The 22,231-nt window shown below is 72.3% G+C and carries 21 protein-coding genes; 6 read left to right on the top strand and 15 right to left on the bottom strand.

Annotated features, from left to right (window positions below; genetic code table 11):
• The first annotated feature begins 42 nt into the window (after positions 1–42).
• Both RKD23_RS31565 and RKD23_RS31560 read left to right on the top strand, forming a co-directional pair.
• Positions 43–1,425, top strand: coding sequence for an MFS transporter (locus tag RKD23_RS31565; RefSeq protein WP_424856775.1), 1,383 nt, complete (start codon positions 43–45; stop codon positions 1,423–1,425).
• Positions 1,426–1,703: 278 nt separating this feature from the next.
• Positions 1,704–2,078, top strand: coding sequence for an RNA polymerase-binding protein RbpA (locus tag RKD23_RS31560; RefSeq protein ID WP_003977404.1), 375 nt, complete (start codon positions 1,704–1,706; stop codon positions 2,076–2,078).
• 109 nt (positions 2,079–2,187) lie between these two features.
• On the opposite strand, the gene fxsA is transcribed toward RKD23_RS31560, so the two are convergent.
• The 4 genes from fxsA to RKD23_RS31540 all read right to left on the bottom strand — a co-directional run bounded on the left by fxsA (position 2,188) and on the right by RKD23_RS31540 (position 6,186).
• Positions 2,188–2,736: an FxsA family membrane protein gene (gene fxsA / locus RKD23_RS31555; protein ID WP_424856774.1), complete on the bottom strand. Its 549-nt coding sequence runs from the start codon at positions 2,734–2,736 to the stop codon at positions 2,188–2,190.
• A gap of 43 nt (positions 2,737–2,779) precedes the next feature.
• Positions 2,780–3,571, bottom strand: coding sequence for a polyprenol monophosphomannose synthase (locus RKD23_RS31550; RefSeq protein WP_424856773.1), 792 nt, complete (start codon positions 3,569–3,571; stop codon positions 2,780–2,782).
• A gap of 526 nt (positions 3,572–4,097) precedes the next feature.
• Positions 4,098–5,699, bottom strand: coding sequence for an amidohydrolase (locus tag RKD23_RS31545; RefSeq protein ID WP_424856772.1), 1,602 nt, complete (start codon positions 5,697–5,699; stop codon positions 4,098–4,100).
• A gap of 46 nt (positions 5,700–5,745) precedes the next feature.
• Positions 5,746–6,186 carry an Lrp/AsnC family transcriptional regulator gene (locus RKD23_RS31540; RefSeq protein WP_399648219.1) on the bottom strand — a complete coding sequence of 147 codons (441 nt, stop codon included), beginning with the start codon at positions 6,184–6,186 and terminating at the stop codon, positions 5,746–5,748.
• A gap of 316 nt (positions 6,187–6,502) precedes the next feature.
• Between RKD23_RS31540 and RKD23_RS31535 the strand changes: the two genes are divergently transcribed.
• Positions 6,503–6,952: a hypothetical protein gene (locus RKD23_RS31535; protein ID WP_424856771.1), complete on the top strand. Its 450-nt coding sequence runs from the start codon at positions 6,503–6,505 to the stop codon at positions 6,950–6,952.
• A 10-nt stretch (positions 6,953–6,962) separates the two neighbouring features.
• On the opposite strand, the gene RKD23_RS31530 is transcribed toward RKD23_RS31535, so the two are convergent.
• From RKD23_RS31530 to RKD23_RS31520, 3 genes are all read right to left on the bottom strand, one after another.
• A complete protein-coding gene (locus RKD23_RS31530; protein ID WP_424856770.1) occupies positions 6,963–8,051 on the bottom strand; it encodes a phosphotransferase family protein in 1,089 nt (362 codons plus the stop codon).
• Positions 8,052–8,057: 6 nt separating this feature from the next.
• Entirely contained in the window at positions 8,058–9,173 is a 1,116-nt protein-coding gene (locus tag RKD23_RS31525) for a hypothetical protein (protein ID WP_424856769.1), read from the bottom strand.
• 377 nt (positions 9,174–9,550) lie between these two features.
• Positions 9,551–10,723, bottom strand: a complete 1,173-nt coding sequence (locus tag RKD23_RS31520; protein ID WP_424856768.1) for an acyl-CoA dehydrogenase family protein — start codon at positions 10,721–10,723, stop codon at positions 9,551–9,553.
• Positions 10,724–11,063: 340 nt separating this feature from the next.
• Between RKD23_RS31520 and RKD23_RS31515 the strand changes: the two genes are divergently transcribed.
• A complete protein-coding gene (locus tag RKD23_RS31515; RefSeq protein ID WP_424856767.1) occupies positions 11,064–12,293 on the top strand; it encodes a glycoside hydrolase family 18 protein in 1,230 nt (409 codons plus the stop codon).
• A 57-nt stretch (positions 12,294–12,350) separates the two neighbouring features.
• Here the strand turns inward: RKD23_RS31515 and RKD23_RS31510 are convergent, their stop codons facing one another.
• From RKD23_RS31510 to RKD23_RS31500, 3 genes are all read right to left on the bottom strand, one after another.
• Entirely contained in the window at positions 12,351–13,010 is a 660-nt protein-coding gene (locus tag RKD23_RS31510) for a TetR/AcrR family transcriptional regulator (RefSeq protein WP_424856766.1), read from the bottom strand.
• A 176-nt stretch (positions 13,011–13,186) separates the two neighbouring features.
• The gene (locus RKD23_RS31505; protein WP_424856765.1) at positions 13,187–13,327 is read right to left on the bottom strand and encodes an SCO1431 family membrane protein; all 141 of its coding nucleotides are present in this window, start codon (positions 13,325–13,327) and stop codon (positions 13,187–13,189) included.
• Positions 13,328–13,401: 74 nt separating this feature from the next.
• Positions 13,402–14,760: a peptidase C39 family protein gene (locus RKD23_RS31500; protein WP_424856764.1), complete on the bottom strand. Its 1,359-nt coding sequence runs from the start codon at positions 14,758–14,760 to the stop codon at positions 13,402–13,404.
• A gap of 278 nt (positions 14,761–15,038) precedes the next feature.
• Between RKD23_RS31500 and RKD23_RS31495 the strand changes: the two genes are divergently transcribed.
• Both RKD23_RS31495 and RKD23_RS31490 read left to right on the top strand, forming a co-directional pair.
• Positions 15,039–15,644 (top strand): uridine kinase family protein, encoded by a 606-nt coding sequence (locus RKD23_RS31495; RefSeq protein ID WP_424856763.1) that lies wholly within the window; start codon positions 15,039–15,041, stop codon positions 15,642–15,644.
• 460 nt (positions 15,645–16,104) lie between these two features.
• Positions 16,105–17,973 carry an AAA family ATPase gene (locus tag RKD23_RS31490; protein ID WP_424856762.1) on the top strand — a complete coding sequence of 623 codons (1,869 nt, stop codon included), beginning with the start codon at positions 16,105–16,107 and terminating at the stop codon, positions 17,971–17,973.
• A 1-nt stretch (position 17,974) separates the two neighbouring features.
• Here the strand turns inward: RKD23_RS31490 and RKD23_RS31485 are convergent, their stop codons facing one another.
• The 5 genes from RKD23_RS31485 to RKD23_RS31465 all read right to left on the bottom strand — a co-directional run bounded on the left by RKD23_RS31485 (position 17,975) and on the right by RKD23_RS31465 (position 22,224).
• Positions 17,975–19,066, bottom strand: a complete 1,092-nt coding sequence (locus RKD23_RS31485) for a hemolysin family protein (protein WP_424856761.1) — start codon at positions 19,064–19,066, stop codon at positions 17,975–17,977.
• Positions 19,063–20,388: a hemolysin family protein gene (locus tag RKD23_RS31480; protein WP_424856760.1), complete on the bottom strand. Its 1,326-nt coding sequence runs from the start codon at positions 20,386–20,388 to the stop codon at positions 19,063–19,065. The genes RKD23_RS31485 and RKD23_RS31480 overlap by 4 nt, the downstream gene beginning before the upstream one ends.
• A gap of 202 nt (positions 20,389–20,590) precedes the next feature.
• Positions 20,591–21,034: a PH domain-containing protein gene (locus RKD23_RS31475; protein WP_424856759.1), complete on the bottom strand. Its 444-nt coding sequence runs from the start codon at positions 21,032–21,034 to the stop codon at positions 20,591–20,593.
• Between the two features lie 15 nt (positions 21,035–21,049).
• The gene (gene hisG / locus RKD23_RS31470) at positions 21,050–21,898 is read right to left on the bottom strand and encodes an ATP phosphoribosyltransferase (protein WP_404043221.1); all 849 of its coding nucleotides are present in this window, start codon (positions 21,896–21,898) and stop codon (positions 21,050–21,052) included.
• 53 nt (positions 21,899–21,951) lie between these two features.
• Positions 21,952–22,224: a phosphoribosyl-ATP diphosphatase gene (locus tag RKD23_RS31465; RefSeq protein WP_004990764.1), complete on the bottom strand. Its 273-nt coding sequence runs from the start codon at positions 22,222–22,224 to the stop codon at positions 21,952–21,954.
• Positions 22,225–22,231: the final 7 nt, after the last annotated feature.

The raw sequence follows: 22,231 nt of genomic DNA, 5'->3' as shown, positions 1-22,231 counted from the left end.
AACGCGCCCCCGCGCGGCGTCGGACCGGAAGCGAGGGCGCGGGTGGGGACCGAGACCGAGCGCACGGCGGTCGCCGACGAGGCGGCGGACCGGCGGCGCGAGCAGCGCGGCTGGTACTTCTACGACTGGGCGTGCTCGGTCTACTCGACCAGCGTGCTCACCGTGTTCCTCGGCCCCTATCTGACGTCGGTCGCCGAGGAGGCCGCCGACGCCGAGGGTTTCGTCCACCCCTTGGGCATCCCGGTGCGGGCGGGGTCGTTCTTCGCCTATTCGGTGTCCCTGTCGGTGATCGTGGCGGTGCTGGTGATGCCCCTGGTGGGCGCCGCCGCCGACCGCACCGGCCGCAAGAAGCCGTTCCTGGGCGCGGCCGCCTATGTCGGGGCCGGGGCGACGGCGGGCATGTTCTTCCTGGCCGGCGACCGTTATCTGCTGGGCGGAGTGCTGCTGATCGTGGCGAACGCCGCGCAGTCGGTGGCGATGATGCTCTACAACTCCTATCTGCCGCAGATCGCCCCGCCCGAGGAACGCGACGCGGTCTCCTCGCGCGGCTGGGCCTTCGGCTACGCGGCGGGCGCCCTGGTCCTGGTCGCCAACCTGGTCCTCTACCTCGCCCACGACAGCTTCGGTCTGTCCGAGGGCATGGCGGTCCGGATCTGTCTGGCGTCGGCCGGCCTGTGGTGGGGCGGCTTCGCGCTGATCCCGCTGCGGCGGCTGCGCGACCGGCGCACCCGCGCGGGCGAGGCGACCACGTCCGAAGGCGAGCCTCCCGCGCGCGAGGCGACCGCGCCCGGCCTGCGGCAGCTGACCGCCACGGTCCGGGACATGCGCCGCCACCCGCTGACGCTGGGCTTCCTGATGGCCTACCTGGTCTACAACGACGGCATCCAGACGGTGATCTCCCAGGCCTCGGTCTACGGCTCGAAGGAGCTGGACCTCGGCCAGTCGACCCTCATCGGCGCGGTCCTGCTGGTGCAGGTGCTCGCGGTGGCGGGCGCGCTGGCGCTGGGACGGCTCGCGCGGATCTACGGGGCCAAGCGCACGATCCTCGGGTCGCTGGCCGCGTGGACGGCGGTCCTTGCGGCGGGCTACTTCCTGCCCGCGGGACAGTCGGTGTGGTTCTTCGTGCTGGCCTCGGGGATCGGCCTGGTCCTGGGCGGCAGCCAGGCCCTGTCCCGCTCGCTGTTCTCCCACCTCGTCCCGCCGGGCAAGGAGGCCGAATACTTCGCCGCGTACGAGGTGAGCGACCGCGGGATGAGCTGGCTCGGGCCGCTGCTGTTCGGGCTGACGTTCCAGCTGACCGGGAGCTACCGGGACGCGATCATCTCGCTCGTGGCCTTCTTCGTCCTGGGCTTCGTACTGCTCGCGAGGGTCCCGGTGCGCCGGGCGATCGGCGACGCGGGCAACCCGGTTCCCGAGAGGATTTAGCACTCAGGGCGAAAGGGCGGTAGTGTACGCCTTTGGCCTGCCAGGCGTACCGTTACTGCGCGTCAAAGATGCAAAAACGCTGGGTGACATCTCCTAGCAGATGTGACAAACCGGGCGCCGGTGGGTACTGCACTGGTTGACAAGGCTGCGGCTACGACGGCGACGCATGACCCGAAACGGGACACGGGACGGGAATCTTTACCGCCGACCGGACGTTGACCGGATGACGACGACAGCGACACCTGTCCTGTGGGCGACAAGCCCGGGAGGCACGATTCATGAGTGAGCGAGCTCTTCGCGGCACGCGCCTCGTGGTGACCAGCTACGAGACGGACCGCGGCATCGACCTGGCCCCGCGCCAGGCCGTGGAGTACGCATGCGAGAAGGGGCACCGCTTCGAGATGCCCTTCTCGGTCGAGGCGGAGATCCCGCCGGAGTGGGAGTGCAAGGTCTGCGGGGCCCAGGCACTCCTCGTGGATGGCGACGGCCCTGAGGAGAAGAAGGCCAAGCCCGCGCGTACGCATTGGGACATGCTGATGGAGCGGCGCACCCGCGAGGAACTCGAAGAGGTTCTCGAGGAGCGACTCGCCGTTCTCCGCTCCGGGGCGATGAACATCGCGGTTCACCCCCGGGACAGCCGCAAGTCGGCATGAGCCCCAGCGTGGCTTGACCGGCGACAGCGCACGCCGAAATGACCGAGGGCGCCGTACGAGATCTCGTACGGCGCCCTCGGTCTGTCTTCCGCAAGGCTGGCGAGGCCTCTCAGTGCGTCAGCGGCGGGCGCGGTCCCTGCGGGGCGTCCCCGCCGGGCTCGTCCCGGATGACCTCGCCCTGGACGACCTTCCCGTCCGGGCGGTGGATACGGGCCTGCTGGAAGGCGTCTCCGAAGCTGCCCGGCGCGGCGGCGCGCAGCCGGCGCTCGAAGGTGCGCTCGGCGCGGCGGCCGAGGGCCTTCTGGACGGGCGGGATCAGCAGGATCAGGCCGAGCACGTCGGAAACCAGGCCGGGGAGCATCAGCAGCAGGCCGCCGAGCATCAGCCAGCCGTTGCCCTCGCTGCCGGACGGTGTGCCGCCGCGCTGCACCGCCTGGTTCAGGTTCTGGAAGGCCCGGCGTCCGGCCCGCTTCACCACGGCCGCACCGAGCAGGATGCCGGCGACCAGCAGCAGGAAGACGGTGAACCCGCCCGCCGCGCCCGCGACCACGGTCAGCAGCCAGATCTCCAGCACGAGCCAGGCGGCTATCCCGAGGGGCAGGAAGGTGCGGAGCCGGCTGCGGCGGGGCCTCGCCGGCTGCGTGGAGGTCTGCGTCATGCGTCCAGTGTGCCCCGCGGCAGCTCAGTCCGGGATAAACGTCCTACGGGCGAAGCCGCTTGGCGACCTTGCCGGCCCGCTCCCCCACGCCCCAGGTCGTCACCCGCCACAGCGCCTCGACCAGGATGTCCCGGCTCATCTTGGAGTCGCCCAGCTCGCGCTCCACGAACGTGATGGGCACCTCGACCACGTGGTACCCGGCCTTGATCGCCCGCCGGGCCAGGTCGACCTGGAAGCAGTAGCCCTGCGAGGCGACCTCGTCCAGGCCCAGCCCTTCCAGGGTCTCGCGGCGGAAGGCCCGGTAGCCGCCGGTGACGTCACGGATCGGGACGTCCAGCAGGACACGGGAGTACAGGCTGCCGCCGCGGGAGATGAACTCTCGGCTCTTGGGCCAGTTCACCACGCGTCCGCCCGGCACCCAGCGCGAGCCGAGCACCAGGTCGGCGCCCTTGAGGGCGGTCAGCAGCCGGGGCAGTTCCTCGGGCTGGTGGGAGCCGTCGGCGTCCATCTCGACGAGGACGCCGTAGTCCCGCTCCAGGCCCCAGCTAAAGCCCGCGAGGTAGGCGGCGCCGAGGCCCTCCTTGCCCTTGCGGTGCAGGACATGCACCTGGTCGTCGCCCACGGCCAGCTCGTCGGCCAGCTTGCCCGTGCCGTCCGGGCTGTTGTCGTCGGCCACGAGCACGTGCGCCGCGGGGACGGCGGCCCGCACCCGCCCCACGATCCCCTTGATGTTCTCCGCCTCGTTGTAGGTCGGAATGATCACCAGGGCCGTGCCGAGCGGGCCGAAACGCCTGCTCTGGGACTGTGCCGCCCCGCTCCCGTCGCCGTCGTTCACTGCTGCCCCTTCGTCTTCATGCGCAGAGGTCCACCATAGTGGCCGCCGTCTGCGATGACGTGGCGGGCGGTTCGTATGCTCGTGCCGATTCCACAACAGCGGGGCCCACGGGAGTCATGACAGCGGCCCACGGGGCTGCGGATGGGGGCCCGGCACCCTTCGGGCCGGCCCGGGATCCGCTGGCTGCGGATCGACCTGAGGCCGTTGTCTACTGAGCGGCCGGGCCCCACCCGGGTCACACCTTCCCGACCGGCCGGAACGTTCCCTCGCCGCGGCGCGGGCGCTGAGCCTGGCTCCCAGTGGCGGTGCCCGGTGGGGTGCACCGTCCCTGACCCAGCGGCGCGGCGGCGAGTGCGCGGACGTGCCCCCGTCGGGCGTCCTGTGGTGGACTCCGCCGAACCTACCGGCCCCGGACCGTCCTCTGTCAACACCCCTTTGAGCTGCGCATACGTTCGGAACGTGCTGGTCGGCGGGGAGGATGCGCAGGTCGCGCGGTGAGCCGCCGGAGGGGGTCCGGCGGCGTAGATCACTCGCCCGGCCGTACGTACGCCGTCCGCCCGCCGACGACCGTGCGCAGGCACACCGGCAGCTCGCCGCCGGGGGTCAGGTCGGGCAGGCCGGGGGTGCCGGAGCGGGGGTCGGTGGACCAGCGGGCGACCCGGTCGTCGGGGGCCTGGACCACCAGCTCGCCGGTGCGCCAGACCGCGTAGTCGGCGGGTGCGCCGGGCACCAGGACGCCCGCGTCGTCCCGGCCGGTGGCCCGCCAGCCGCCGCGGGTGTGGGCGGTGAACGCGGCGCGCACGGAGACCCGGTGCTCGGGCGTGCGGTGGAAGGCGGCGGCCCGGACCGTGCCCCACGGGTCGAGCGGCGTGACCGGGCTGTCGGAGCCGAGGGCGAGCGGGACACCGGCCCGCAGCAGGGCGGCGAACGGGTTGAGCGAGCGGGCCCGCTCCACCCCGAGCCGCTGGGCGTACATGCCGTCCTCGCCGCCCCACAGCGCGTCGAACGCCGGCTGCACGGACGCGGTCAGACCCAGCTCGGCGAAGGCGGCGATCGCCTCGGGGTCGAGCATCTCGGCGTGCTCGACGCGATGCCGGGCGGCCCGGACGCGGGCGAGCCCGACCTTGTCGGATGCGGCGCGCACGCCCTCCACGACAGCGCTGACGGCGGCGTCGCCGATCGCGTGGAAGCCCGCCTGGAGCCCGGCCTCGGTGCAGGCGACGACATGCGCGGCGACGGCCGCCGCGTCCAGGTAGGCGGTGCCGGTGTGCCCGGCGTCGGCGTACGGCTGGTGCAGGCAGGCGGTGTGGGAGCCGAGGGCGCCGTCGACGAACAGGTCGCCCGCGGCGCCGAGCGCGCCCAGCTCACGCGCCTTCGCCACATCCTGCTCGGCCCAGTAGCCGACCACCCGTGGGCCGGGCTCCTCGGCGGCGAGGCGGAGCAGGCCGGTGAAGTCGTCCTCGGAGGAGATCTCCGGGCCGCCGCACTCGTGGACCGAGCCGATGCCGAGGGAGGCCGCGTGCGCGAGGGCCGCGCGCTGGGCCTCGGTGCGCTGGGCGGGGGTGACGGCGGCCAGGGCGGTGGCCCGTACGGCGTGATGGGCGTCGGCGGTGAGCGGGCCGTCCACCGGGCCGAGGCCGGGCGTCATGTCGAGCAGCGCCGTGGTGACGACCGCCGAGTGGACGTCGATCCGGGAGAGGTAGAGGGGACGGCCGCCGGTGGCCTCGTCGAGCTCGGCGCGCGTCGGGGGGCGGCCGCCGGGCCAGCGGGCCGCGTCCCAGCCGTGGCCGAGCAGGACCCGGTCGTCGGGGCGGGCGGCGGCGAACCGCCGTACGAGCGTCAGGGCCTGGTCCAGATCGCGGGCCGCGGACAGGTCGAGGCCGGTCAGGGCCAGCCCGGTGGCGGTGGTGTGGACGTGCGCGTCGGTGAACGCGGGGGTGACCAGTGCCCCGTCCAGGTCGACGACCTCGTCGACGCCGTCGGCGAAGGCGTCGGCCGCGCCCTCCGAGCCGACCCAGGCGACCTGGCCGTGCTCGACGACCATGGCGGTGGCGAAGGGGTCCGCGGGGCTGTGCACTTCTCCGCGGCGCAGCAGGACGGTCTCGGTCGGGGCGGTGCGCTCACTCATGAGGAACAGTCTCGCGCCTCGGCCGGGGCGCACCGCACGCAGGTCGTCAGATACGCGGCGGCCGTGCCTCGTACGGCGTCGAGAGCACCACCGTCGTACGCGTCGACACCCCGGCGAGCGACCGGATGCGGGCCAGCAGGCCCTCCAGCTCGTGCGGTGTGGCCACGCGCACCTTGAGGATGTAGTTCTCGTCGCCCGCGACGCTGTGGCAGGCCTCGATCTCGGGGACGCCGACGAGCCGGTCGGAGATGTCGTCGGGGGCGCTGGGGTCGAAGGGTTTGACCGAGATGAAGGCGGTCAGCGGCAGCCCGACGGCCTCGGGGTCGACCACCGCGGCGTAGCCGCGGATGACCCCGCGCTGTTCCAGCCGGCGCACCCGCTGGTGCACGGCCGACGTCGACAGACCCGTGGCCTTGCCGAGGTCTGTGTAGCTCATCCGCCCGTCCTTGACGAGCAGCTGCACGATCTGACGGTCCAGCTCCTCCATGGCGCAAGAACCTACAGGGCGGTTGATCTCTTCGGATACCTCGACAGCCCGGTCATACCCGGTTCGTGACCTGGGGCCCCGCCCGTCCTCGTCCGCCCCGGCTCGCGGTCCGCCGGAGAACTGCTCGAGGACCGCCGGAGGCACGAGGGGCCGGGACACGCCGTTTCCGGGCACCTGCGGACGGCGTGTGACGAACGCCACAGGTCCCGGGTGACGTCCGTGATGGACTCGTGATTACCTCGGAGGCCGGACGGGAAGTGCTTGCTGTGGTCGAGGCCGCAGCGCCTTCACGGCCCAGCCCGAGGGGGAGAATCCCATGCAGAGTCTTAAGCGCCCTGGTCGTAGCGTGCCCAAGCGGCAGCAGCCGGTCGTCGAGCCCGAGCCGGAGGGCGTCGAAACCGACGTCTTCGACGGTGATGACGGTGACGAGGCCGTCGACGCGTACGACACCTTCGAGATGTACCGGGTGATCTGCCCGGACTGCGCCCAGCCGATCGCCCTGCTGGCGGACGAGGAGTCCCTGCCGGAGCACGCGCTGTGCGCCTCGCCGTGGAACCCGTTCGGGCTCACGGTGTGCCGGGGCACCGGCCGCAGCGCCACCGACGCCCGCCCGGCCGACGAGACCGTCGAGCCGCAGGAGCAGGACACGGCCCTGCTGTTGACGCTCCCTCAGGGGCTCGACTGGCGGACGCAGCCCTTCTCGCACGTCGGCGGTCCGGGCTCGCGCCCGATGCGCGTCCCGTCGATGCGCCGCCACGCCGCCTGAGCCGCTTCGCTCAGTTCCAGTAACTGCCCTGCACCATGGCCCGCAGGCTGCCGTGGTGCAGGATCAGTGTGTCCGGATCCGCCGGCAGGGCCGCCTCACCGAAGTGCACTCGGCGGTACGCGATCCGCAGCATGACGATCGCGTGCCGCAGGGCGGCGTAGAGGGTGTGGAAGTCCATGTCGCGCGGGGTGTGTCCGGTCAACTCGGCATAGCGGGCCTCGACGTTCTCGCGGCGCAGGAGGTCCGGCAGTCCGGGCTGTCCGGAGGCGACCGTGAGGTCCTGGAAGAAGCGGTGCAGGTAGACCAGCCATCCCAGGTCCGTCTCACGCGGTGCGAGCGCGGCCATCTCCCAGTCGAGGACGGCGGCGGGCTCGAAGCCGTCGTAGACGACGTTGCCGATGCGCGCGTCGCCCCAGCTGAGCACCGGTGTGCCCGGCTCGGCGGGCCACAGCTCCTCCAGCCGGTCGAAGGCCGCCTCGATGAGCGGTGAGCGGGGCAGGCCGTGCACGACCCAGGCGTAGTAGGCGCGTTGGGCCGTGACATGGCCGCGCAGCGCGTCCGCGCCCGGCAGGGCGAGGAACCGGGCCTCGCCGAGCGGCACTTGGTCGTGCAGCCGGGCCAACAGCCCTACGGTGGCGGCCTCCAGGCGTTCCCGCTCGGCGTCGCTCGCCGCGTGCAGCCAGTTGCCGCCGTAGGTGTACGGCATCACGTCCGGCGGGACCCGCCCCGCGACGCGCTCCATGACGAAGAAGGGCGCGCCGAGCGGGCCGGGGTCCAGCTCCAGCCACCGCACCTCGGGGACGGGCACGTCCGTGTGCTCGGCGACCAGTCTCATCGTGCGGTACTGGCGGTACATGTCGTACTCGGGGAAGACGGTGTACGCCGACGGGTCCGCCGCGAGCCGCAACACACAGGCGCGCAGGGGCGGTTCGGGGTGCTCGATGTCGAACAGGACGGTCTCGCTGGACATGCCGTTGGAGGCGGGGACGCGCACGCCGGTGGCCTTCGCGCCGGGGAGCCGGGTGTCCAGCCAGGCGGTGAGGCGGCGGGCGATGTCCTCGGGGTCGCGGGTGGTGGTGCGGGGGCGTGCGGGAGGCATCTCGCCTCACCGCCCGACCGAGTCGAAGCCGGTGAACCCACTGGGGTCGTGGCGGCCGAAGGAACCGTGCTCGAAGATGCCGTACCCCGTGCGCCCGTCGAGGCGGAAGCGGGCCGCGTGGTCGGTGACGCCGTACGCGACACGGGGGTGCGGTGCCGCCATGTCGTACGTACGGCGGTCCACCCAGCCCGGGCCCTGCCAGGTGCCGTGCTGCCAGTCCTCGGCGGGCGGATACCCGGCGCCGACCGCGAGCGGCGAGGAGGCGATGATCTCCACCTCCAGCTCCTGCGGTTTGCGTACGTCGCCGAGGTGGACGACGGCGCGTTCGGGGTGGCGGGTGCCCGGGCGGTAGGTGATCTCGGCCTGGGGCCAGCCGAGCTGGCGGTCCCGCTGCCCCGGGGTGACGAGGGTGGCGTCGTTCAGGGAACGGTGGCCGTCGGCGTCCTCCTGGACGACGAGCATCAGGAACCGGTCCTCGAAGCGCACCGGGCTCCAGATCCAGTGGAAGCCCTCGGTGGGGTGTTCCGCGGCGAGCCGGCCGCCGTCCTCGCCGGGCAGGGGGCGCACGCCCCAGCTGCGGTCGCGGGTGCCGGTCCACTCGCCGGGCTTGAGGCGGATCTCCCGGCCGCCCGCGCGGATCCGGCCAGTGCACCGGCCCGCCTGCACGAAACGCCGGCCCTCCAGGGTGAGCCGGTCGCCGCGCCGCTGCACATGGTGCGGCTCCCACAGCGCGGGGAAGTCGGCCGACCAGTGGATCTCGAAGGAGAGGCCGTCGGGGTCGTCCGGCGGGGGCGCGCAGCTCAGCACGAACTCCGCGAGCGGCCGCTCGACGGTGGTGCGCAGAGGCCCGACGGAGAGCCGCAGGCGGTCGTCGCCGAGGGCGTCGCTCGCCCGTACGGCGTACAGGGTGTCGCCGAGGCGCAGGGTGGCGTACGCGTCGGTCACGCCGAGGTTCGGGTACACGCCGAGGCCGGTGATCAGCAGAGCCCGGCCGGCGTGGTCGAAGACGTGGAAGATGCCGCGGTCGTAGGCGTTGCGGTCGCCGGTGGCGACGTGCTTCATGGACAGCGGCACCTGGTGGACCGGGTACTCGTCGAGCGGTACGGGGCGATCGTCGGCCAAGGCGCACCTCCCTGACGGCGGTTCAGGTGACGGTACGTCAGACCGGCTCCGATGACCAGACCGCGTGCGGGACGGGCGCGAACTCACGGCCGATTACGTCGACCGGTGACCCGGGCCGCCACCGCCGCGTTGGCCCGGTATGACCCCCACCTATTCCACGACCGGGCGTCAGCACCAACTGTTCGTCCCGGCTCGCGCAGAATCGGTTCCGCTGGCGCCTCCCATGGCCCCGCCCCCGACGGCTCCGCCGCAGCCCGCGGACCCGCCCATCTACCTGGATCTGCTGCGCACCTGGGCCGACCGGGGCCGCACGCTGCCCGGGCGCCACGACCCGGAGTGGGTACGGCTCGCGGCGCCCGTGGTGCGGCCGGGTCAGTTCAGCGGCTCTCCGGACCCGCGAGGTGGCGTGCGATGACCATCCGCTGGATCTGGTTGGTGCCCTCGACGATCTGCAGCACCTTGGCCTCGCGCATGTAGCGCTCGGCCGGGAAGTCGGCGGTGTAGCCGTAGCCGCCGAGGATCTGCACGGCGTCGGTGGTGACCTTCATGGCGGTGTCGGTGCAGTGCAGCTTGGCCATCGCGGCCTGCTTGGCGAAGGGCAGCCCCGCGTCGCGCAGCCGTGCCGCCGCCAGGTACAGGGCGCGGCCGGCCTCGATCTGGGTGGCCATGTCGGCGAGCATGAAGCGCAGGCCCTGGAAGTCGGCGATCGGCTTGCCGAACTGGCGGCGGTCCTGGGCGTACGCCACGGCCTCGTCGAGGGCCGCCTGGGCGACGCCGATGGCGCAGGCGGCGATGCCGAGCCGCCCGGAGTCGAGCGCGGACAGGGCGATGGTGAAGCCCTGGCCCTCCTCGCCGATACGGCGGCTGTCGGGGACGCGGACGCCGTCGAGGTGGATCTGGGCGGTGGGCGAGCCCTTCATGCCCATCTTCTTCTCGGGCGCGGCGGCGCTCAGCCCCTCGGCGTCGCCCGGCACCAGGAACGCGGTGATGCCGCGCGGGCCGTCCTCGCCGGTGCGGGCCATCACGGTGTAGAAGTCGGCGATGCCGCCGTGGGTGATCCACGCCTTGGTGCCGGTGAGCACCCAGGCGTCGCCCTCGCGCACGGCCTTGGTGCGCAGCGAGGCCGCGTCGGAGCCGGAGGCCGGCTCGGACAGGCAGTAGGCGCCGAGCAGGCCGCCGCCCAGCATCGCGGGCAGATGCTCGACCTGCTGCTCCTTGCTGCCGTAGGCGGCCAGGGCGTAGGAGGCCAGGGTGTGCACACTGACCCCGAGGCCGACGGTGAGCCGGGCCATGGCCAGCTCTTCGAGGACCTGGAGGTAGACCTCGTAGGGCTGCTCGCCGCCGCCGTACTCGGCGTCGTAGGGCAGGCCGAGCAGGCCGGAGCGGGAGAGCAGGGTGAAGATCTCGCGCGGGAACCGCCCGGCGTCCTCCTCCTCGGCCGCCGCCGGAGCGATCTCGCGCTGTGCGATGTCACGGACGAGCGAGATCAGATCCCGGGCCTCGTCGGTGGGCAGTTGACGATCCACCGGCTGCGGGGCGCGGTCGGGCATGGCGACGCTCTCCTCCCTCTCGGGCACGGGCGGCCCGGCCCGTTGTGGGGGCGGCTCCGCCAGGTCTCTCTGGTGCCGTTGTCGATGCTCGCAGTTCCGGGTCTCGGACGCTGCTGACCAGCGGCTCGGCGCTGTGAGTATGCCCGATCGGAGGCGGCGCGTCACTGGTTAACGACCGCTTACTTCAGAGAATCCGCGACCGGATCGGATTGGTCCGCACCATTGACCGCACTGGTCTAGTCCTCCTACGGTGTCGGATCACCGGCTTTTCATCGCGTCCATGCCAAGCACCGGGGCGCGCGCCGGCGCATGTCCCCCTCTCCCCCACGAGGAGACACCGATGCGAACCCCCTTCCGTTCCCTCGTCTCGGCGCTGTGCAGCGCCGTGCTCGGCGCCGGACTGCTCGCCGGCGCGGGCACCGCCACCGCGACCGCGAGCACCACCGCCCCCGCCGCCGAGGCGGCCGCCGGCTCCAAGGTCGTCGGCTACTTCACCGAATGGGGCACCTACGACCGCAAGTACTTCGTCAAGAACATCCGGACCTCCGGCTCCGGCGCGAAGCTCACCCACATCAACTACGCCTTCGGCAACGTCACCGGCGGCAAGTGCGCGATGGGCGACGCCTACGCCGCCACCGACCGCGCCTACACCGCCGCCGAGTCGGTGGACGGCGTCGCCGACACCTGGGACCAGCCGCTGCGCGGCAACTTCAACCAGCTGCGCAAGCTCAAGCGGCTCCACCCGAACCTGAAGATCCTCTGGTCGTTCGGCGGCTGGACGTGGTCCGGCGGCTTCGGCGAGGCGGCCCGCAACCCCGCCGCCTTCGCCCAGTCCTGCTACGACCTGGTCGAGAACTCCAAGTGGGCGGACGTCTTCGACGGCATCGACATCGACTGGGAGTACCCCAACGCCTGCGGTCTGAGCTGCGACACCAGCGGCAGGGCGGCGTTCCGGAACCTGATGCAGGCCCTGCGGGCCAAGTTCGGCTCCAGCTACCTCGTCACCGCGGCCATCACCGCCGACGCCACGGCCGGCGGCAAGATCGACGCCGCCGACTACGCGGGCGCCGCCCAGTACGTCAACTGGTACAACCCGATGACGTACGACTACTTCGGCGCCTGGGACGCCACGGGCCCGACCGCCCCGCACTCCCCGCTGAACTCCTACAGCGGTATCCCCAAGGCGAACATGTACACCTCGGCGACCATCGCCAAGCTCAAGGGTCTCGGCATCCCGGCGTCCAAGCTGCTGCTCGGCATCGGCTTCTACGGCCGCGGCTGGACCGGCGTCACCCAGTCCGCACCCGGCGGCACCGCGACCGGCCCGGCGGCGGGGACGTACGAGCAGGGCATCGACGACTACAAGGTCCTCAAGACCAAGTGCCCGGTCACCGGCACGGTCGGCGGCACCGCGTACGCCAAGTGCGGCAGCAACTGGTGGAGTTACGACACCCCGTCGACCATCGCGACCAAGATGACGTACAAGAACGACCAGGGCCTGGGCGGCACCTTCTTCTGGGAGCTGAGCGGGGACACGGCGAACGGTGAGCTGATCAGGGCGATCAACTGATCGAGGCCGATGCGCGGTCCGGGCGGGGGCACAGCCACAAGGGCCCCCGCCCGTCGGCTACACGTCCCGGCGGGCCGGTTCCGGGGCCGGGTGGGCCGGGTCCAGCTCCTCGATCGCGCGCAGGGTGCCGCCGAGCATCCGCACCAGCAGTTCGCGCATGTCGTCGCGGGTGAGGCCCGGGCGGTCGATCCAGTCCAGGGTGGCGCCCTCCACGCCGCACACCCAGCCGAGCAGCCCCATGCGGGCCAGCGGAGCGATCTCCTGCCTGCCGTACGCCCCTTCGGCGATGGTCGTCACGATCGCCTCGCGCACCCCGTCGCGGATGGCGTGCACCTCGGCGTCGAAGCCGACGCCGCCGCTGACGATCGTGCGGTAGGAGGCGTGGTTGTGCTCGGCGTAGCGCAGATAGCCGTCGATCGTGCGGTGCACCCGGTCCCCCGGGGGCAGTTCACGGCCGCTCGCCGCGAAGCCGACCAGGTCGGCGACCGAGTCCTGGACTATGGCCAGGTAGTAGCCGCGCTTGGAGTGGAAGTAGTAGTAGATCAGTCCCTTGGCGACATGGGCCTGGCGGGCGATGTCGTCCATGGAGAGCGCGTCGTAGGGCGTGTCGGCGAACAACTTCCGCCCGATGGCGAGGAGTTCGGCGCGACGCGCCAGCGAGCGGTCGGTGCCGCGGACCGGAGGCCGGGCGGCGCCACGCTGATGGCTGATGGTCACTGTCTAACCTGATATCCGACGGGCGGCGGGACTCCCGCAGTATGTCAGGTCATGGGTGGCTCAGGTCACAGCTGTCCGAGCAGTGATCACAGCGGGCCGGGCAGCGCTCACAGCAGGCGGAGCCGGGCGGTCACAGCAGCCCGAGCTGGGCCGTCACAGCTGGCCGAGCTGGGCGCTCACAGCAGGCCGAGCTGGGCGATCAGCATCGCGACGACCACGACCAGGGTCCAGCCCATGACGTGCTCGAGGATCTTCGGGCCGTCTTCCTGAGGTCCGCCGGTGGTCACCCGGGCCGCGGTGGCTGCGTTCGTGGTCATGCTGTCCACCTTGCCACCCGGGGCGGCTTTTGCGACCGTGCGCTTGGTCACAGCCGCCCCGGAGGGCCCTGCGGTCAGCGCACCCCCACCGCCGCCAGCGCGCGGCGCTGCTGGAGGCTCGGACGGGCCGGGAAGTAGAGGTAACAGACGCCCCCGGTGCCGCTTCTGACCTTGCCGTTCGCGTCGTACCGCTTGGTGCGCAGCCAGATGTTCTCCCACTCGCGCCGCTTGTAGACCCGGCGCACCGCCTCGTTGTCGTCCGAGGCCGGGTCGTTGGCGATCACGTCACCGTCGGCGGTGAAGCCGATGACCGTCATCAGATGCCCCGAGGTCCCGTATCCGGCGCCGGTCAGCTCCTCGGCGCGGAAGGACTGGGACGTTATGGCCGGGATGCCCGCGGCGATCAGGGTCTCCAGGTCGGTGAGGGAGTGCAGCCGGGTGACCACGCCCTGCAGGCCGCGGAAGGTGGCGGCATAGGCGGCGTTGAAGGGCCAGTTGCCGCAGCCGGCGTACTGGAAGTCGTAGGTGTGGCGGGCCGCGTGGCACACCTGCGGGTCGGCGTAGGAGGGGTCGACCCAGGACAGTTGCTCGTCGGTGAGCCGGCCGCCCCAGTACTCGATGATCATCTGCGAGGAGGTGGGGCTGCACCAGGCCTCGCCACCGTTGTCGTACTCGGGGTACTGGCCCTTGTGGACCTCCTGCGAGTAGCGCGGGACGCCGAGTTCCTTCGCCAGGCCCGGCGCGGAGGCCGGCACGGTGAAGCGGTCGGGGACGTCGGAGCCCATCGCGCCGAGCCGCCAGACGGTGGGCGTCGCCTTGTTGCCGGGGCGGCGGTGGAGGGTGAGGCGCAGGCGGTACGAGGTCAGGCGCAGGCCGGTGGAGGCGTCGTCGATGGCGAAGGTGTCCGTCCAGATGCTGCTCTTGCCGTCGCTCTGGTCGTCGACCGAGGTCCGCCGGATGTCCCGGTCGCCCGAGGCCCAGCGGCCCATGACGTACCAGGGCGTGTCCGTGCCGTCCGAGTAGGTGCCCTTGAGCTCGATCTCGATCCAGGTGCCGGCCGGGGTGGCCGCGTTCCAGGAGGCGATCACCTCGGTCGCGGGGACCGCCAGGGTGTGGACGGGCGAGGTCCAGGTGGCGTACTCCCAGGCGGCGGTGGTGCCGGTGTGCGGGTCGGTGTAGTCGGTGGTGCCGGCCGGGCTGTCGATCACGAGGCCGGGGCGGACACCGGCGACGGGGCGGGTGCCGCGGGCCGTTCCGGAACGCCAGTCGGTGAACGTCGTCCAGGCGCGGTTGTCGACGAGTCGTGCGAGGACGGCCTCCTCGTGGGGTGCGGCGTTCGTGTCGCCCGCCGCCGGGGCCGCGCCGGCGGTGACCGCGGCGGCGACCACCGCGGCCAGGACGGTTCTGCGCGACGGCTGTTCGACTCTGCTCATGGGTGTGTGACCCCCAGGTGTCCTCGTCGGGTGGCTGCGTGCGCCAACTATGGCCGCAGGGGCCCTGGTCCATCCAGCACCTCGGGGCATGCCGCGGCGACCAATATTGGTGTCGACCACTGACGCCCGGGCTGATCGTGCGTGGTCGACTGCGGGTGGTCCGTGGCTGGTCGCGCAGTTCCCCGCGCCCCTGGGGGGCACGTCCCCAGGGGGCTGCGCGAGCAACCCACGAACACCCGCAGCCCGCGACGATCGGCGACCACGGGGATGATGGGCACGTGCACTCCCCGACACGTCCTCTCTCCCTCCCCCTACTCGCCCGTCAGCTCCGGGCCCTGCCCCCCTCCCTCGGCCCCGTCCGGCTGATCGCCGTCGACGGGCACGCCGGGTCCGGCAAGTCCACCTTCGCCGGGCGTCTCGCCGCAGAGCTCAGCGGAGCGCCTGTGCTGCGCCTGGACGACATCGCCACGCACGAGGAGCTGTTCGCGTGGACGGGCCGGCTGATGGAGGAGGTCGTCGAGCCGCTCGGGCGCGGCGAGTCGGCCGTGTACCGGCCCTACGACTGGCGGGCCCGGCACTTCGGGCCGCCGCGGACGCTGCCGCCGGCGGACGTCGTGCTGATCGAGGGCGTCGGCGCGGGACGCCGGGCGCTACGGCCGTATCTGGCGCGGCTGATGTGGATGCGGATGCCCCGGGAGACGGCGTGGGCGCGCGGGCGGGACCGGGACGGTGAGGAGCAGCGCGCGTTCTGGGACGGGTGGGTCCGGGCGGAGGCGCGGCACTTCGCCGAGGACCCCTCGGAGCCGTACGCGAATCTCCTGGTGCGACAGGTGCCAGAGGGGTACGAGGTGCTCCCGGGGCGCGCAGCCGAGACGTCGAAGTGACGCTCCGTGAGCGACTGTAGACAATGTGGTGGGGCTGTGAAGACCGTCGCGCGGGAACTTCCAGGAGTGCCTCAACTCCGCTTGACCGAGGGGCCGTACAGGTCTTACGTTCTCAATGTGCCCCCTACCAGGGCGACCCACTGACGCGAAGCCCCCGGTTGTTCCCCCGTGACCGGGGGCTTCGTTCTGTCCGGGCCCGCTTCGGCGAGCGCCGTGGGACGCCGCGCGCTCACCCTCGGTCACCGAAGTGGAGCCGTCGGCCTCCGCTCCCGCCTCCCCGAACGGCCCCTGCCGCACCCTTCGGCGGGCACCGCCCGCGCAGGTACGATGCCCTCGGCGCGACCTTCGAGCGGGCGCCGCACACCGGCAACTCCGGTCCGCGGCGCGGCGGTTCGAGCGGTGCGGCCGCGGGTGACGGCCCGGCGGTGAACCAGCGGGGGCACGGCTTGTGGGGGACGGGATGGACTTCGGCACGCAGGGCCCCGAGGCCCCGGCCGACCTCGCCTGGCTGCGCGGGGTCGACGCCTACACGATGGGCGCCTATCCGCAGGCCGAGGAGGAGTTCCGCACCGCGGTGCGGATCGACCCCGGCATGGCGGACGGCTGGCTGGGACTGCACGCGCTGCGCGTCGACACCACGACCGCGCTGCTGCGGATGTTCCGGCACCGCGACCGGTTCGGCGAGCAGCGTTCCCGGCACGCGCGCGCCCTGAACTCCTGGTACTGGCTGGGCTGGTGGGTGCAGCCGGTGCTGGAGAGCCCCCGCGATCTGCTGCTCGCGCACGCCTCGCACTGGCTCGACGGCCGGCATGTGCCCGAACTGGACCGGGCGCTCGCCGGACTGCCGCCGGTGGACACCGACCCGCAGGTGCGCTTCCTGCACGCCTGCCGCTCCTATCTGGTCAAGGACTGGGAGCAGCTCGTACGGCACACCGACCCGCTCCTCGACGATTCCCTGCTCGGCATCGAGGCCGGGCTGTTCGGCGGCATGGCCCGGGTCCGCCTGGAGATGTACGGGCAGGCCGAGCCGCTGCTGTCGGCGGCGCTGATGCGCTGTCGCAGCGAGCAGCCGCAGCGCAAGGAGCTGCGCTACTGGCTGGCCCGGGCGCACGAGGGCACCGGCCGTTCGGCGGCCGCGCTGCCGCTGTACCGGGCCGTGCACCGGGTCGACCCCGCGTTCATGGACACCGCCGCCCGGCTCGCGGCCATCTCCGAGGGCGACGGCTACGACGAGTCCGCCGACCTCGCGGCGATCAGCCTCGCCGGTGCCGGGCAGGACAGCGTCGACGGGATCGACGTACTCGATCCGCTGTTCGGCGTCGACGGCCGTGATCTGCGGCTGCCCGAGCCCGAGCTGCCGCCGCCCGCCGCGCCGATGCCGTCGGTGAGCGATCCGGCGGTGCGGGAGAAGACGGCCGTGCAGTCCGCGTCACTGCCCGCCGGGCCGACGGACCCCGGGTTACTCGACGAGGCGCTCGCCGAGCTCGAGCGCATGGTGGGCCTGGAGCCGGTCAAGCGCCAGGTCAAGGCGCTGTCGGCGCAGCTGAACATGGCCCGGCTGCGGGCCGGTCAGGGGCTGCCCGTCCAGCCGCCGAAACGGCATTTCGTCTTCTCCGGCCCCTCCGGCACCGGCAAGACCACCGTCGCCCGCATCCTCGGCCGCGTCTTCTACGCCCTCGGCCTGCTCGGCGGCGACCATCTCGTGGAGGCCCAGCGGGCCGACCTGGTCGGCGAGTATCTGGGTCAGACCGCGGTGAAGGCCAATGAGCTCATCGACTCCGCGCTCGGCGGCGTCCTCTTCGTCGACGAGGCCTACTCGCTGTCCAACTCCGGCTACGGCAAGGGCGACGCCTACGGCGACGAGGCCCTCCAGGTCCTGCTGAAGCGGGCCGAGGACAACCGCGACCACCTGGTGGTGATCCTGGCCGGCTACCCGGAGGGCATGGACCGCCTCCTCGCCGCCAACCCGGGCCTGTCCTCCCGTTTCACCACGCGCGTCGACTTCCCCTCCTACCGCCCCCTCGAACTCACCGCGATCGGCGAGGTGCTGGCCGCCGAGAACGGCGACGCCTGGGACGAGGAGGCGCTGGAGGAGCTGCGCTCCATCGCCGGGCACGTCGTCGACCAGGGCTGGATCGACGAACTGGGCAACGGGCGGTTCCTGCGCACCCTGTACGAGAAGAGCTGCGCGTACCGGGATCTGCGGCTGTCCGCCTATCCCGGAACGCTGAGCAGGGACGACCTGGCGACCCTGCGGCTGCCCGACCTGATGCAGGCCTACGGTGAGGTGCTGTCGGGGCGTGGGCCGCAGGATCCCTCCGCGCTCTGAACTAGGTCGCGAGCGCCTCTTCCGGGGCACCGCTGGTCCGCGGCTCGCTGACTCGTACCTCCGGCGGGGCCTGTTCCCGGTGCGCCGGGTCGCGGACCTCGCCGACGATCAGTTCCAGTACGTCCTCCAGGGCGACCAGGCCGAGGACCCGGCCCGACGCGTCCGCGACCTGGGCGAGGTGGGTGCCCGCGCGGCGCATGACCGTGAGGGCGTCGTCCAGGGGCAGGTCCGAGCGCAGGGTCGTCATATGGCGCCAGACGTGCTGCGGGACGGCCCGGTCGGAGTGCTCCAGGTCGAGGACGTCCTTGATGTGGACGTAGCCCATGAAGGCGCCGTTGTCCGCGGCGACCGGGAAGCGGGAGTAGCCGGTGCGTGCCGTCAGCTCCACGATCCGGCCCGGGGTGACCGACGGGCCGACCGTGACCAGCGACTCGCGGCGCAGCAGCACGTCCGTCACCGGGCGCGAGCCCAGCTCCAGGGCGTCTTCCAGACGCTCCTGCTCCTCGGGGCCGAGGAGACCGGCCTGGCCGGAGTCCTCGACGAGCCGGCCCAGCTGGACGCTGGTGAAGACCGCCTCGACCTCGTCCCTGGGCTCCACCCGGAAGAGCCTCAGCACGGCCTGGGCACAGGCGCCGAGGGCGTGGGTGACGGGCCCGCACACCCGGGCGAAGGCGACCAGGCCGGGGGCGAGCCACAGCGCGGTCTTCTCGGGGGCCGCCATGGCGAGGTTCTTCGGGACCATCTCGCCGATGACGAGGTGGAAGAAGACCACGGCCGCGAGCGCGATGACGTAGCCGAGCGGGTGGACCATGCCGTGCGGCATATGGATCCACTCGAAGACCGGCTCCAGCAGCTGCGCCACGGTCGGCTCGGCGACCGCGCCCAGGGTCAGGGAGCAGATGGTGATGCCGAACTGGGCGGCGGCCATCATCCGCGGCAGCCGCTCCAGGCCGTACAGCACCTGGCGGGCGCGGGTGGTGCCGAGCGGTTCGATCTGGCTGCGGCGTACGGAGACCAGGGCGAACTCGGCGCCGACGAAGAAGCCGTTCGCGAGCACCAGCAGCGCGGCGAACAGCAGTTGCAGGACGCTCATCGGGCGGCCTCCCGCACGGCGGAGGTCCGCACCAGGCGGACGCGCTCGGCGCGGTAGTGGCCGACCCGGCGCACGGAGAGCCGCCAGCCGGGCAGCTCGGCGCGGTCACCGGCGGCCGGGATGCGGCCGAGCAGGTCGGCGACGAGTCCGGCGACGGTCTCGTACGGCCCCTCGGGGACCTCCAGGCCTATGCGCGCGAGGGTGTCGACGCGGCAGCTGCCGTCGACGTCCCAGGCGGGCCTGCCGTCCTCGGCGGGGGCGGGCGCCAGCTCGGGGGTGTCGTGGCCGTCGTGCTCGTCGCGGACCTCGCCGACGATCTCCTCGACGATGTCCTCCAGGGTGACGACCCCGGCGGTGCCGCCGTACTCGTCGACGACGACGGCGATGGGCTGCTCGCTGCGCAGCCGGGCGAGCAGCGGCTGGACCGGCAGCGTCTCGGGGACGAGCAGCGCGGGCCGGGCGATGCGGGCGACCGGGGTGCGCAGTCGGTCGTGCACGGGCACCGCGAGGGCGTCCTTGAGGTGTGCCATGCCGACGATTTCGTCGATCTTCTCCCGGTAGACGGGGAAGCGGGACAGGCCCGTGGCGCGGGTGAGGTTGACGACGTCCTCGGCGGTCGCCGACGACTGCAGCGCGCTCACCTTCACGCGCGGGGTCATCACATGCTGGGCGGTCAGCTCGGCCAGCGACAGGGTGCGCACGAACAGGTCGGCGGTGTCCTGCTCCAGGGCACCGGCCTGCGCGGAGTGCTGGGCCAGCGACACCAGCTCGCCGGGGGTGCGGGCGGAGGCCAGCTCCTCGGCGGGTTCCACGCCCAGGGCGCGCACCAGCCGGTTGGCGACCGCGTTCAGCGCGGCGATCACCGGCCGGAACAGCAGGGCGAACCGGTGCTGGGGGCCGGCGACGAAGCGCGCGACCTGCAGGGGCCGGGACACGGCCCAGTTCTTGGGCACCAGCTCTCCGACGACCATCTGCACCGCGGAGGCCAGCAGCATGCCGATGATCACGGCCACACCGGACACGGCGCCCTCGGGGACACCCAGCAAGGTGACCGGGCCGTCGAGCAGCTCGGCCAGCGCGGGCTCGGCGAGCATGCCGACCACGAGGGAGGTGATGGTGATGCCGAGCTGGGTGCCGGAGAGCTGGAAGGACAGCTCCTTCAGCGACTCCACGACCGTACGGGCGCGGCGGTCACCCTCGGCGGCGGCCTTCTCCGCCTCGGGCCGCTCGACCGTCACCAGGCCGAACTCGGCGGCCACGAAGAAGCCGTTGGCCAGGATGAGCACGAAAGCGGCTGCCAGAAGCAGCAGGGGGGTGGTCATGATGCCGCCGCCCGTGCGCGGGGGCCGGGGGCGGCGCAGGTACTACAGGACGATCCGTCCATCGCTGGAGGGAGTCACTCCTCAAGTAGCAGGAGCCCCTGTGCGCCGCCGTGCGGCACTCCAGGGGCGGAGGCGCGTTCGGTACGCCTCCGTCACCAGATTAATCAAGACATGGCCGACTACGTCAGGGGGAACGGCTCCATCAGGTGCGAGGGTCCCCTGAGCGGGCCTCGACCAGGGCGCGCAGGGCGCGGGCGTGGGCGATGGCCTGCTCCTTGGCGATGCCGGGCTGGATGCCGATGGCGGGCAGGCTGGTGCCGTCGGTGAGGTCGAGGAACACCCACGGGTCGCCGACGCGCAGGTTCACCTGGACGATCTCGGCCCATTCCAGGCGCCGGGTACTGGCGAAATTGACGACGGTGACGCCGGTCTCGTCGGCGACGACCCTGGGCCGGGCCAGCATCAGCAGGCCACCGGCGAACAGGGCCGCGGTGAAGACGAAGCTGAGCCGCTCACCGGGACCGAGGCGGTCCAGCAGCAGCGCGACCGCCGAGACGACCACGAAGATCGCCGCGGCCGCGCCGAGCAGCACCGCGCGGGTGCGGCTCGGCCGGAAGGTGACGGGCAGGGAGGGAAGGTCCGACATCGTGCCGCGGCCCTCTCAGAGACGGCAGGCGTGGATGGCGGTGGTGAGGATGGCCCGCGCGCCGATGGCGTACAGGTCGTCCATGATCCGCTGCGCCTCCTTGGTGGGGACCATGGCGCGCACGGCGACCCAGCCCTCGTTGTGCAGCGGGGAGACGGTCGGGCCCTCCAGGCCAGGGGTGATGGCGACGGCCGCTTCCAGGTGCTCGGCGCGGATGTCGTAGTCCATCATCACGTACGTCCGGGCGACGAGGACTCCCTGAAGTCGGCGCAGGAACTGCTGGACCTTGGGGTCGTCGGCGTCGGCGCCGGTGCGGCGGACGACCAGCGCCTCGGACTTCATGATCGGCTCGCCGAAGACCTCCAGGCCGGCGTTGCGCAGCGAGGTGCCGGTCTCGACGACGTCCGCGATGACCTCGGCGACACCGAGCTCGATGGCGGTCTCGACGGCGCCGTCGAGGTGCACGACGGAGGCGTCGATGCCGTGGTCGGCGAGGTGGCCGGCGACGATGCCCTCGTAGGAGGTGGCGACCGTCTTGCCCTTGAGGTCCTCCAGGGTGTCCGCCGTGCCCGGCTTGGCGGCGAAGCGGAACGTGGAGCGGGCGAAGCCCAGCGGCAGGATCTCCTCGGCGTCGGCGGCCGAGTCGATCAGCAGGTCGCGGCCGGTGATGCCGATGTCGAGCTTGCCGGAGGAGACGTAGATCGCGATGTCGCGGGGGCGGAGGTAGAAGAACTCGACCTCGTTCTCCGGGTCGACGATCCGCAGCTCCTTGGACTCCCGGCGCTGCTGGTAGCCGGCCTCATGCAGCATGTCCGCCGCAGGGCCGGAGAGGGAACCCTTGTTGGGGACGGCGATGCGCAGCATGAGGTCGGCTTCCTTTGCGTGAGGTACGTACGACGGGATCGGTGCGGTGGGGCTTACAGGTGGGCGTAGACGTCGTCGAGGCTGATGCCGCGGGCGACCATCATCACCTGGACGTGGTACAGCAGCTGCGAGATCTCCTCGGCGGCTGCCTCCTTGCCCTCGTACTCGGCGGCCATCCAGACCTCTGCGGCCTCTTCGACGACCTTCTTGCCGATGGCATGGACGCCCTTGTCCACCAGTTCCGCGGTGCGGGAGGTGGCGGGATCGCCGTGGGCGGCCTTGTGCTGGAGCTCGGTGAAGAGCTCCTCGAACGTCTTCTTGGACATGGTGGTC

The sequence above is a fragment of the Streptomyces sp. SAI-170 genome (assembly GCF_049739565.1).
In the GTDB taxonomy this organism is placed as follows: Bacteria; Actinomycetota; Actinomycetes; order Streptomycetales; family Streptomycetaceae; genus Streptomyces.
Note: the sequence above shows the minus strand (reverse complement) of the source record. Positions and strands in the feature narration are given on the sequence as shown.